Origin of the sequence: Campylobacter lari, assembly GCF_004357905.1 — a bacterium.
Taxonomy (GTDB): Bacteria; Campylobacterota; Campylobacteria; order Campylobacterales; family Campylobacteraceae; genus Campylobacter_D; species Campylobacter_D lari_D.
Map to the genome: position 1 here is coordinate 1 of NZ_SMTT01000003.1, position 11,429 is coordinate 11,429.

General features: G+C 29.3%; 13 protein-coding genes. 2 read left to right on the forward strand and 11 right to left on the reverse strand.

What is annotated here, in order from left to right; all coding sequences use genetic code 11:
* Positions 1–276 precede the first annotated feature (276 nt).
* The 9 genes from cmoA to E2O22_RS03260 are packed head-to-tail and all read right to left on the reverse strand — an operon-like array spanning position 277 to position 8,449.
* Complete coding sequence (cmoA, locus tag E2O22_RS03220; protein ID WP_133319192.1) at positions 277–981, reverse strand: carboxy-S-adenosyl-L-methionine synthase CmoA; 705 nt, start codon at positions 979–981, stop codon at positions 277–279.
* Positions 971–1,822: a bifunctional riboflavin kinase/FAD synthetase gene (locus E2O22_RS03225; RefSeq protein ID WP_133319193.1), complete on the reverse strand. Its 852-nt coding sequence runs from the start codon at positions 1,820–1,822 to the stop codon at positions 971–973. The genes cmoA and E2O22_RS03225 overlap by 11 nt, the downstream gene beginning before the upstream one ends.
* Entirely contained in the window at positions 1,788–2,510 is a 723-nt protein-coding gene (tlyA, locus tag E2O22_RS03230; protein ID WP_133319339.1) for a 23S rRNA (cytidine-2'-O)-methyltransferase TlyA, read from the reverse strand. The genes E2O22_RS03225 and tlyA overlap by 35 nt, the downstream gene beginning before the upstream one ends.
* Positions 2,500–4,455 carry an NAD-dependent DNA ligase LigA gene (gene ligA, locus E2O22_RS03235; protein WP_133319194.1) on the reverse strand — a complete coding sequence of 652 codons (1,956 nt, stop codon included), beginning with the start codon at positions 4,453–4,455 and terminating at the stop codon, positions 2,500–2,502. The genes tlyA and ligA overlap by 11 nt, the downstream gene beginning before the upstream one ends.
* Positions 4,456–4,457: 2 nt before the next feature.
* Positions 4,458–5,600 (reverse strand): dihydropteroate synthase, encoded by a 1,143-nt coding sequence (folP, locus tag E2O22_RS03240; RefSeq protein WP_133319195.1) that lies wholly within the window; start codon positions 5,598–5,600, stop codon positions 4,458–4,460.
* Complete coding sequence (locus E2O22_RS03245) at positions 5,587–6,198, reverse strand: DNA polymerase III subunit delta' (RefSeq protein ID WP_318529412.1); 612 nt, start codon at positions 6,196–6,198, stop codon at positions 5,587–5,589. The genes folP and E2O22_RS03245 overlap by 14 nt, the downstream gene beginning before the upstream one ends.
* 41 nt (positions 6,199–6,239) lie before the next feature.
* Positions 6,240–6,776: a HobA family DNA replication regulator gene (locus E2O22_RS03250; protein ID WP_133319197.1), complete on the reverse strand. Its 537-nt coding sequence runs from the start codon at positions 6,774–6,776 to the stop codon at positions 6,240–6,242.
* Positions 6,777–7,979 (reverse strand): aspartate kinase, encoded by a 1,203-nt coding sequence (locus E2O22_RS03255; RefSeq protein WP_133319198.1) that lies wholly within the window; start codon positions 7,977–7,979, stop codon positions 6,777–6,779.
* Positions 7,979–8,449, reverse strand: a complete 471-nt coding sequence (locus E2O22_RS03260; RefSeq protein ID WP_133319199.1) for an RNA pyrophosphohydrolase — start codon at positions 8,447–8,449, stop codon at positions 7,979–7,981. The genes E2O22_RS03255 and E2O22_RS03260 overlap by 1 nt, the downstream gene beginning before the upstream one ends.
* An 80-nt stretch (positions 8,450–8,529) precedes the next feature.
* Between E2O22_RS03260 and hemW the strand changes: the two genes are divergently transcribed.
* Positions 8,530–9,579, forward strand: a complete 1,050-nt coding sequence (gene hemW, locus E2O22_RS03265; RefSeq protein WP_133319200.1) for a radical SAM family heme chaperone HemW — start codon at positions 8,530–8,532, stop codon at positions 9,577–9,579.
* Here hemW and E2O22_RS03270 read toward each other — a convergent pair.
* The gene (locus tag E2O22_RS03270; protein WP_133319201.1) at positions 9,576–9,893 is read right to left on the reverse strand and encodes an ArsR/SmtB family transcription factor; all 318 of its coding nucleotides are present in this window, start codon (positions 9,891–9,893) and stop codon (positions 9,576–9,578) included. The two genes, hemW and E2O22_RS03270, sit on opposite strands and share 4 nt — an antisense overlap.
* Positions 9,894–9,901: 8 nt before the next feature.
* Positions 9,902–10,882 (reverse strand): permease, encoded by a 981-nt coding sequence (locus E2O22_RS03275; protein WP_133319202.1) that lies wholly within the window; start codon positions 10,880–10,882, stop codon positions 9,902–9,904.
* 154 nt (positions 10,883–11,036) lie between these two features.
* On the opposite strand from E2O22_RS03275, the gene tatB reads away from it, so the two are divergent.
* Entirely contained in the window at positions 11,037–11,429 is a 393-nt protein-coding gene (gene tatB / locus E2O22_RS03280; RefSeq protein WP_133319203.1) for a Sec-independent protein translocase protein TatB, read from the forward strand.

The following is an 11,429-nucleotide window of genomic DNA, read 5'->3' on the forward strand; positions in this document are numbered from 1 at the left end:
TTTATATTCATTGAAAAAGTCCTTTCAAAAATAGTTAATGTATTTGATTGATTCATTATTTGTTTGTGTGTTTTACAATACCCATTGCTAATATTTTAACAATAAGTGTAGAATATTAATATTTTATTTATAAATTTTTACTTAAGTATAATTTAAGATAAGAAGTATCTTAAATTTAAAATTACTATAAAATAGACTTTATGGTTAAAAAATAATATTTTTGCTTCCATGGCTTCATAATTATTTTTCTAAAACACATTGTTATAAAAAATATTTTTATTTAAAAGCTATGAAAGTTTCAAAATTTACCCATTTAAAAACACTTTCTACTTTAGAAAATCCTGCCTTTTTAAGCATAGTTATGTTTTCATTTTGAGTATAAGGAATGAGGACATTTTCTAAGGCTTCTCGTTTGCTTGAAATTTCTAGCTTACTATAACCTTGCTCTAGTTTATATTGCTCATAAATTTGTATCATTTTTTTAGCTATTTTTACATCTTCATAAAGAATTTTTTCACTAAGCACAAATATACCATTTTCTTTTAAGTTTTGATAGATTTTATCAACTAATTCTTGTCTTTTAGGTGGGCGGATAAACTGCAAAGTATAAGTAGCTATAAAAACATCATTTTTAAAAAACTCAAAATCATCTAAATTTTTTTGATGAAATTCCACCCTAGCTCCAAAGGCTTGACATTTGTTTTTGGCGATCTCTAACATAGCATTAGCTTCATCAACCCCGCTTAAAAGAAAATCTTTTCTTTTTTCATAAAGTGCAAGCAATAAACTAGCCGTAGAACAACCAAGATCACAAATTCTCGCATTTTGTGGTGCAAAATGATCAATAAGTTCGACTATGAGTTTTAAATTTTGCGTATAAAAAGGCACAGATCTTGACACCATATCATCAAAAACACTTGCTACGCTTTTATCAAATTCAAATTGTTTTTCCAAGGGTTTTTTAAAAATTTCATCTTTCATTTAATCTTCCTAAAATTTCTTTTGCTTTGTCAATATCTTTACTAATTTGTGCTTTTAATAAGGCTAAGTCGTTAAATTTTTCATTAGCTCTTATATAGTCAATAAAACTTAACTCAACTGAAATTGCTTTTGTATTTGTGAAATTTTCATCTAAAATATGCGTTTCTAAAGCAAAATTTTCATCAGTAGATCTTATGCCTATAAAACTTACACTATGATAGCTTTTATTTTCAATCTTTACTAAAGTCGCATATACGCCATCTTTGGGTAAAAAGAAGTCTTTTGTATGTAAATTTAAAGTTGCAAAAAGCTCTTTAGCGCCTATGCCTTGACCTTTGATGATATTTGCTTGTATATTATAAAATCTACCTAGAAAATTTTTAGCTTCTTTGACTTTTGCTTCTTTAAGTAAGGTTTTAATCATACTTGCATGAACACTTTTATTTTGAATTTTAAACTCATCTACGATGATGGTGTTTATACCACAAAGACTTTGTATGTCTTTGGCACTGCATTTTCTTTCTTTGCCAAATTTAAAATCATAACCTACAATGATCTTTTCTAGTTTGGGAAATTCTTGCTTTAAAAGCTTTAAAAAATCCTCGCCTTTATAGTCCTTGATTTTATCAAAATCACAAAAAATCAAAGGAAAATCAACCAAATTTACTCTAAAATCCTTAGGTGTTAGGGCTTCTTTTTCCTCTTTAGTGATGATAAATAAGGCACCATTTTCATCTAAATGCTTAAAAAGCTCAAAATGCCCCAAATGCATACCATCAAAACGCCCCATGGCTAAATTTGTGATCTTAGTTTTTTCTATAGGCGTAGAAAAACTCAACATTACCTTCTTTTCCTTTTAAGTGTGACTCTTGACTTGCTTGCAAGATCCAACCAAGCTTTGCACAAGCTTTTTCAAAGCTTTCTTTAGCATTTTTGATGGCTTTGGTATCTTTTACCACTCCGTTTTTATCGCGCTTAGCATTTTTACCTACTTCAAATTGAGGTTTAAAAAGCAAGATGATAAGATCTTTAGCAAGTTTATCTATATGAAAAATCAAATGTGTTAAAGATATAAAACTCACATCACAAGTGATAACATCATATAAAATTTCACTTTTAAACTCACGCAAATCAGTGTTTTCACAAATTTGGATATTTTCTAAATTTCTTAAGCTCTCATGAAGTTGGTTAGAACCTACATCTAAAGCTGTAATGTGTTTAGCATTATTTTGGTGTAAAATTTGCACAAAACCTCCGGTCGATGAACCTATATCTAAACAAATTTTATCTTTGATAGTAAATGTATACTCTTGTAAAAAATGCTTGAGCTTAAAAGCAGCTCTGCTTACAAAAAGCTCTTCTAAAAGCGTGAGTTTTAAACTCTCATCTTCTAAAGGATTTAAAGATGTGATTTTAAAAGAGGTTTTTTTAAACTCACTATTGAGTAAAATTTGCTTGTTTTCTATAAGCTCACAAGCTTTGTTGCGAGAAATGTTTAACTTTGCACTTACAAAGACATCATACCTCATCATCACCGCCTAAAAGAGCGTTAAACTCAGCTTCATTGATGCACTTAACCCCTAAGTTTTGAGCCTTTTCAAGCTTTGAGCCTGCTTCACTTCCATATAATACAAAGTCAGTTTTTTTAGACACACTTGAACTTACCTTTGCTCCAAAGTTTTCAATTAGTTCTTTAAAATGATCGCGTGATTTGCTTAAAGTGCCTGTGATAACAAAGGTTTTATTAGAAATATTATCATTTATAATAAGCTCTTTTTTCTCATCTTCTAAATGTAAAATTTCATAAAAATGCTTAATGCGATTTGCATTGACATGGGTAAATTCTTCTAAGCTTTTAGCCATTTGCTCGCCAAAGCCTTCTAAATTTGCATAAGCTTCATAGCTTTGCATAAACCATTCAAAGCCAAAAGATTGAGCTAATTTTTTAGCTGCTACTTCACCAATATGCTCTATACCCAAAGCAGTGATAAACCTTGATAAGGGGCATTTTTTTGCATTCTCAATAGCACTTAGAAGATTGTTGATTTTTTTCTCTTTAAAGCCTTCTAAGCCTTCAAAATCGCTGTATTTTAAGAAAAATATACTTTCTATGTTAGTGATTTTTCCTTCTTTAAACAAAAGCTCGACGATATTTTCTCCAAGGCCGTCTATATTCAAACACTTTTTAGATACAAAATGTATGATAGAATTTACAAGTCTTGCTTTACAATCTAAGTTTTGACATTTTAAAAAAGCACCCTCATCTAAAAGTTCACTTAAACACTCAGGACAAAGAGTTGGTTTAGTGATCTTACTTTCTAAACCATCACGCCTTTGAGTAAAAACTTTAGTGATTTTAGGTATAACATCTCCACTTCTTATCACACTTACGCTATCGCCTATCATCACTCCAAGTCTAGCTATCTCATCAAAATTATGTAAGGTTGCAGACTTTACGATAACCCCATCTAAATTTACAGGCTCTAAAACCGCCACAGGGGTAATCACCCCACTTCTTCCAACTTGTAAATTAACCCCAAGTAATGTTGTAGTTTTTTCCAAAGCAGGAAATTTAAACGCAGCTATAAATTTTGGAAATTTCACGGTATAACCCAAAAGCTTACAATGAGCTAAATCATCTACCCTTACAACCATACCATCCATCATCATAGGCTTTTGATCTCTTTTTTCTAAAAGCTCGTGATATTTTTCTAAAACCTCATCTAAAGTCTTAACACAAAAAACAAAATCATCTTTTAAAAAACCAAGACTTCTTACAAACTCCATTACTTCAGAGTGCTTGCTAAATTCTAAAGAATTCTCCCCCACTCCCCAAGGATAAAATTTTAAATTTCTTTCTTTTGTAATGCTTGTATCAAGCTGTCTTAAAGAGCCACTTGCTGCGTTGCGTGGGTTTGCAAATAAGCTCAAGCCATCTTTAGCTCTTTTTTCATTGATTTTTTCAAAATCTTCTTTTAAAATTACCACTTCGCCACGAATTTCTATCTTGTCTTTATAAGGAATTTTTTGAGGTATGTTTGATATTTCTTTTACATTTAAAGTAATATCCTCACCCACTTCTCCATCACCCCTTGTAGCACCGCTGATTAAAATACCATTTTCATAAGTAAGATTTAAACTCGCTCCATCAAATTTAGGTTCTATGAAAAAATCAAATTCACATTTAGCTCTTTTTGCCCAAGCTCTAAGCTCAGCTTCATCAAAAACATCTTCCATAGACCACATTTTTGCACTATGTGCAAGTTTATGAAACTCACTTTGTATAATAGGAGCGATATTTTGCGTAGGAGAATCTTTAGAAATCTTTTCTTGATGAAGCGTTTCAAATGCTTTTAACTCTCTTATAAGTTTATCATATTCTTCATCGCTTGCTAAAGGCTCATCATCTTCATAATAAGCCCTCATCCATTCTTTTGCTAATTTTACCTTTTCTAAATACTCTTGATAAGTCATCACTACTCCAAAGAAAGTTCATCCATAGCTTTTGCAAGTTCAAACATTTGCTTATGCTCATACACATCATGTGCTCTTATAATGCTTGCACCATTTTTAAAAGCCTCTAAATGTAAATAAAGCGTACCAGCTAATCTTTGTTCAACACTTGAGTTAAAATAAGCATTTATCACACTTTTCCTACTAGCTCCAATCAAAAGTTCTTTTTCAAAGCGTAAAAAATGCTCTAAGTGTTTGATTAACATCATATTATGCCAAGGACTTTTACCAAAACCAATGCCAACATCTAAAATCACATCTTCTAAACCAAGCTCACTTAGCCTTTCTAGCTTTTGTGTAAAAAAATCATCAAGCTCAGCGAGTACATCTTCATAAAAAGGGTTATCTTGCATATTTTGTGGGGTATTTTGTATATGCATGAGTGTATAAGTGGCTTTGTATTTTAAAGCTAGTTTGGCTAAATTTTCATTTTTAAAACCGGTGATATCATTAATAAGCTTAAAGCCTTTATTTAAAGCATATTCTAAACAATACTCATCAAAACTATCTAAACTAAAAATACATTTTTCATAAAGTTTTTCTTTATAGATTAAATCTAGGGTATTTTTTAAGCGTTTAAACTCTTCTTCTTTCCCACAATACATACTTCCAGGTCTTGAAGAAACCCCGCCTATATCTATATAATCAGCCCCTTGAGAAATCATGAGTTCGATTTTTTCTAAAACTTCATTTTCTTTAACCCTACTTTGAGCATTAAAACTATCTTCATTAATATTAATCACACCCATAATTTTTGCATATTTTGGTTTAGCGAAATTAGACTTTAAAAATAGTGCTAAATTTTTAAGCTTAAAATCTTGTAGTTTTTCTTTTTCTATAAGCTTTTTAGCTTGATCTTGTGTTACCATAAGTAAGGCATTAGTATGTTCTTTACCTAGTATAACTTCTTTGTGTGTTACAAGTTCAGCTCCAACCCTTAGTGCGTCTTGTTTAAGTATATTTGCAGCAGGTGCTCTTAGTTCTTTGATAAGAAAAAAATGAATTTGAGTTTTTTCACTCATAATTTTCTCACCTGCTTTATGTGGCTTTATATATTTAGAAATTTGCTCAAAGTCTGTGTTAGGATTGATTTTAATGATTTTCATTTTTTCTCTCATGTAAAATTAAAGCTATGGTGCTTAGTAAAATAGTTGGCTTTGCATTTAATTTAGCAAGCTCATAAGCTTTATAAAAAAATTCAATTTCTTCATCGTTTAATTTTATATCTTGTTTAAAACACTCATAGCTTAAAGCACTAATTAAATCTAAACATTCATGCTTGTCTATATTTTCATATTGTTTTAATAATGAAGCAATTTGAGCTAGATCCATTTTTTTAGGATCTAAATTTAAAGACATCTTTTCTTTTTGAATTTTATGCTTTTCTATGATAAATCTTGAAAGTATAGTAGGTAAAAAAACATTTTTTGAAGGAGCTACGATAATAAAATATACATTTTTTGGTGGCTCTTCAAAAAGCTTTAATAAAAAATTTTGTGCTTCTTCACGAAAAGACTTAGCTAGTATAACAATAATTTTAGCTTGTGCTTCAGCCATATAACTTTCTTTCATAATAGCCCTTGCCGTTGCTTGAGCGTTTTTGTCATAAGTTAAGTCATTTAATCTTAATTCTAAATCAGGGTTTTTAGGTATGAAAAATCTAAGATTTTTTGCTCCATATTCTTCTGTGAGTTTTTCTTGCATAAACTCAAAATCATTATGGATAATGATTTTATTTCTTAGATTCAAATTTCTACCTTAGAAAAAAGCACAGCCTCTAAGCTTTGCTCAAATACTTTGTATAAAGAAATAAGTTTATAGTCTAATTCCTTATCGCGCGAGGAAAGATAAAAGCTATTTTGCAATTGCTCATCAAAAAGCCAAAGCATACTTTCTGCTTTAGAATTAGCGATTTTAAATTTAAACCCTGTATTAGTTCCTATATAAAAAAAGGCATAACCATTGGGAAAAGAAATACTCAAAAGATCATTTAGCAAATCTATATCTTCTTGGGTATTGCAAGCCTTATTATAAATTCCTTTTAAAGACACAAAAGGCACTAAAGGTCTTGTGGTGTTAGCATTGATTTGGCTTAAAAAATACTCTTCAAACCAAGCTCTTTGCTCATCAGTAATCACAATAAAAGTATAACCTTGTAAAAGCAAAGCTAATTTAGAAGCTATCAAAGGCGACCATTCAAGACGCCTTTCTTCTAACCAACTTGTATAAGTGCCATTTTCTCGGATTTGCTCTAGGGTAAATTTTAAAAAACTATTGCTCATTTATACATCTAGTTTATAAACTTCATGCAATACTCTTACAGCTAATTCGCCGTATTTTTCATGCACGATGACTGAAATTTTAATTTCGCTTGTAGAAATCATTTGTATGTTAATATTTTCATTTGCCAATGCTTTAAAAGCTGCTGAAGCTACTCCAGAATGTGATTTCATACCCACACCCACAACTGAAACTTTTACCACTGCACTATCTGTTTCTATATTAGCATTAGCACCTAAAACTTTTTTCATAGCATTAGTTGCTAAATCAAGCTCGTTTTCAGGCACAGTAAAGCCCAAATTTGTAGCTCCATCTACACCTACATTTTGGATAATCATATCTACATTGATATTTTCATTTGCTAAAGTCCCAAAAATTTCAGCAGCAATTCCTGGCTTATCATCAATATTTCTTAAAGTAACCCTTGCTTGGTTTTTATCTAGTGCTATACCACTAACCAAAGCTTGTTCCATATTTTCCTCCTTAGTAATGATCGTCCCTTCATTTTCATTAAAGCTACTTCTAGTAACTAATTTTACATTTAATTTTTTAGCAAGCTCTACAGAGCGATTTTGTAAAACTTTAGCTCCCAAACTTGCAAGCTCTAGCATTTCTTCATAAGAAATTTTATCTAGCTTTTTAGCCTTTGGCTCAATTCTAGGATCGGTAGTATATACCCCATCTACATCAGTATAAATTTCACACAAATCAGCATTTAAAGCTCCTGCTAATGCAACTGCACTTAAGTCACTTCCACCACGACCTAAAGTAGTAACATTACCCATTTTGTCGATACCTTGAAAGCCAGCAACTACTACAATATACCCCTCATCTAAGGCTTTATTGATATTTGTAGTATCAATGTGTTCAATTCTTGCTTTAGTATAAACATCATCTGTAATAATCCCTGCATTGCGTCCGGAAAATGCAGTAGCTTTTAAACCCATTTCATTTAATGCAATAGCAAGTAAAGATGAAGTTACACGCTCACCACTACTTAAAAGCATATCCATCTCACGACCTGAAGGATTTTTACTAAAATGATGTGCAAAATCAATAAGCTCATTGGTAACTCCACTCATTGCAGAAACTACTACAACTAATTTATCGCAAGTTTTTTTACTTTTTGCCACTCTTTTAGCAACTTCATCAATACGCTCAAGCGTTCCTACACTCGTTCCCCCATATTTTTGTACGACCAGCATTAAATATACCCCCTTTCTTTAAAATATTTTAAAACTCTAATATATATAGGCTTTTTAAAATGATTAATCATATCATACACATCTTCTAATGAAGCAAATTTATAAGCATCAAATTCAGGATTTTTAGTATTTAGATTAACAATAGCTTTGTTTTTTAATCTAACTAAAAAATATTTTTGATTTTGACCATCATAAGGATACATTTTTTGTGCAACCTTAGGTGGAAAATCATAACTAATCCATTCAGGATGTTCGGCTAAAATTTCAATCTCATCTGTACCTATTTCTTCTTTTAATTCTCTAAATAACGCACTTTTAGCATCCTCTCCCTCATCTATTCCACCTTGAGGAAACTGCCATATATTTTCCATATCATTGCGTTTAGCGAGTAAAATTTTACATTCAAAAGGATAAGCTGATGATAGCACTATTGCGGCTACATTTGGCCTATATTTTTTTTCTTTTTCCATGATTTTCTTATCCTTGACTTTTTGATAATATAATTCTAACAAAAAAATACGAATTTATAATCACATTTTAAAGAAGTTTTATGCATTTATATATACATATACCATTTTGCGAAAGTAAATGTTTTTATTGTTCTTTTACTTCACTTAAAAAAAAGGACTTTGAAAAAGATTATTTAAATGCTTTAATGCAAGATATAAAATATCAACTAGATTTTTTTATGCTGGATAAAAATTCCATAAAAACTATTTTTATAGGTGGTGGTACTCCTAGTTTAATGAGTGTTAATTTTTATGAAAAAATTTTTATTTTTTTGCAAAGTTATTTACAAAAAAATAATGAAATAAGTATAGAAGCAAATCCTAACTCAAGCAATTTTTCTTGGCTTAAAGAGATAAAAAATTTAGGTTTTAACCGCATTTCTTTTGGGGTGCAAAGTTTTCATGAAAAAAAATTACAATTCCTTGGGCGTATTCATGATCAAAAAAACATTTTTACAAGTATAGAAAACGCAAAAAAAGCAGGATTTAATAATATAAATTTAGACTTAATTTATGATACAAAACTCGATGATAGTAAAATGCTTGATTATGAAATTTCTAAACTCGCTTTAATTGATATTAGCCATGTGAGTGCTTATAATTTAACTATAGAAGAAAAGACAAGATTTGCTAAAAAATTTCATTATAAAAAAAACGCTCCACGCCTTGCAAAACATTTTATCAAAGCAATTGAAAATCTTGGTTATAAACAATATGAAATCAGTAATTTTGGACAAATTTGCAAACATAATCTTGCTTATTGGCAAGGAAAAGACTATATAGGATGTGGTTTAAGTGCAGTAGGATTTTCAAAAAATCAAAGATTTTATACTAAAAAAAGTTTAAAAGATTATATAGCAAATCCTTGTTTTAGGGAGGTTGAAAATTTAAATTCAAAAGATTTGTGTTTAGAACATATTTTTCTAGGACTTAGAAGCATTATAGGAGTGGATGAAACAAAGCTAGAACCTTTAGAAAAAGAAAAGGCAATGTTTCTTAGCAAAAAAGGGAAATTAGTATATAAAAATGGAATTTTTTATAATACTAATTATCTTTTAAGCGATGAACTAGCTTTGTATATTAGCACTTAAGCTTTGCATTCACAAGAAATTCTTTTAAATTCAGGAAGCTTTATAGAAAGTTCATTGATATTTTTTAATATATCGCTGCAAAAATTATTTAAATTTTCTTTTACTCCATAATACGCCCAAACACCCTGTCTATCTACTTCTAAAAAATTAGCTTCTTTTAAAATTTTTAAATGTCTTGAAAGCCTTGATTGACTCATATTTAAAGAGCTTTGCAAATCACACACACAAAGTTTTCCATATTTTTGTAAAAAAGCTAGGATTAAAATCCTGCTTTCATCGTTAATTGCACTTGTTATTTTTAAAAATTCTTGCATAAAATTCCTTATATAAAAAACATTAAAAGTCCAAAACTAATTGCAATAAAAACAATCATACCTGCAAATAAAAACAAAAAGCTTGTTTTAAAAATTCTTTTAAGCAAAATAAGCTCAGGTAAAGAACACCCTGCTCCTGCTATTAAAAAACTCATCATTATACCAAGCGGAATTCCACTGGTAGTTAAAGCTAGTGCTACAGGAATCATAGCAGTGCAATTCATATAAAGCAAAACCCCTATAAATGCTGCTATAAATACACCCAATACCCCATAATCTTTCATATAATTTTGAAAAAAATCTTGCGGAAAAAAGCCGTGTATAAAAGCCCCAATACCCATACCAATAATAATATATGGCAGAATTTTTTTGTATTCATTAAAGCTTTGCATAAATAATATTTTGATTTTATTTTCTTTTGTTTTAGTCTTAAATTTTAAAATTTTACTGCTAATTTTAGAATTTTTAACAAAAATAGAGCTAGGTTTTTCACAGCATAAACTTTTAGAAGTATCATTAGAACAACACTTTGAAGTTTGCTCTAAATCATTTTTTAAAAAGTCTTCATTAAAAAATCTTTGAGTGTTTATTTTTGAAACACAAAAAGCAATAAATAAAATCACGCTAAATAAAAATCCCACATAAAATAAAGAGATTTTTAAGCCAAAACTTACTACAAACATCACTACTATAATAGGATTAATTAAAGGCGAAGTTATCAAATAAGCTATGCATACTCCAAGTGGTACTTTAGCTTTTAAAAATGCATTTAAAAGTGGTATGCTTGAACATGAACAAAAGGGAGTTAAGCTACCCAAAAGAATAGCCTTTATATAACTTACAAAAGAATCTTTCTTTAAATGTTCATTGAAAAATTTAGCATAACGCTCATTAAGATAAGCAATGAGCATACTAACTAATATAAATAAAATAGAAATTTCAACAAATAAAATCAAAAAATCTTTAAAAATAAAAAATAACTTTTCCATAATCTTTCACTCCATTTCATTTTAAAATAAGCATAACAAAAATATATTAATATATCAATATATCTTTATATATTAATATTATAAAAGTAATAGTATTTTTAAGTATTTTTATGTAAAATGCAAACTATATATTTAAGCGAAAGAAGATAAAATAATGAGTTTTGGAGAAATTTTAGTTATTTTAGTTATAGCTATTTTAGTTCTTGGGCCTGAAAAACTACCTTCAACTATAGTTGAAATTGCAAAAATTTTAAAAGCCATTAAAAGTAATATTGATGAAGCAAAAGCAAGTATCAATAAAGAATTAAAAATAGCAGAGTTAAAAGATGAAGCACAAAAATACAAAGATGAATTTTCACAAACGAACGAAAATATCAGAAAAAAACTGAGTTTTGAAGAATTTGATCAACTCAAAGAAGATATTTTAAATAATACCAAAGAGTTAAAAAGTGAAATTAATGATTTAGAAAAAGATATACAAGAACTTTCGCGTGTAGAAGAAAAAACTCAAAAAGATGAAAAAAATACTCAAAAAATGGAAAGCTAA

Excerpts from the sequence above, each read along its gene's own strand:
- folP (WP_133319195.1), bottom strand. The coding sequence starts at position 5,600 with ATGAAAATCATTAAAATCAATCCTAACACAGACTTTGAGCAAATTTCT.
- E2O22_RS03275 (WP_133319202.1), bottom strand. The coding sequence starts at position 10,882 with ATGGAAAAGTTATTTTTTATTTTTAAAGATTTTTTGATTTTATTTGTT.
- hemW (WP_133319200.1), top strand. The coding sequence starts at position 8,530 with ATGCATTTATATATACATATACCATTTTGCGAAAGTAAATGTTTTTAT.
- cmoA (WP_133319192.1), bottom strand. The coding sequence starts at position 981 with ATGAAAGATGAAATTTTTAAAAAACCCTTGGAAAAACAATTTGAATTT.
- E2O22_RS03250 (WP_133319197.1), bottom strand. The coding sequence starts at position 6,776 with ATGAGCAATAGTTTTTTAAAATTTACCCTAGAGCAAATCCGAGAAAAT.
- E2O22_RS03245 (WP_318529412.1), bottom strand. The coding sequence starts at position 6,198 with ATGCAAGAAAAACTCACAGAAGAATATGGAGCAAAAAATCTTAGATTT.
- E2O22_RS03260 (WP_133319199.1), bottom strand. The coding sequence starts at position 8,449 with ATGGAAAAAGAAAAAAAATATAGGCCAAATGTAGCCGCAATAGTGCTA.
- E2O22_RS03255 (WP_133319198.1), bottom strand. The coding sequence starts at position 7,979 with ATGCTGGTCGTACAAAAATATGGGGGAACGAGTGTAGGAACGCTTGAG.
- E2O22_RS03270 (WP_133319201.1), bottom strand. The coding sequence starts at position 9,893 with ATGCAAGAATTTTTAAAAATAACAAGTGCAATTAACGATGAAAGCAGG.
- tlyA (WP_133319339.1), bottom strand. The coding sequence starts at position 2,510 with ATGAGGTATGATGTCTTTGTAAGTGCAAAGTTAAACATTTCTCGCAAC.
- ligA (WP_133319194.1), bottom strand. The coding sequence starts at position 4,455 with ATGACTTATCAAGAGTATTTAGAAAAGGTAAAATTAGCAAAAGAATGG.
- E2O22_RS03225 (WP_133319193.1), bottom strand. The coding sequence starts at position 1,822 with ATGTTGAGTTTTTCTACGCCTATAGAAAAAACTAAGATCACAAATTTA.
- tatB (WP_133319203.1), top strand. The coding sequence starts at position 11,037 with ATGAGTTTTGGAGAAATTTTAGTTATTTTAGTTATAGCTATTTTAGTT.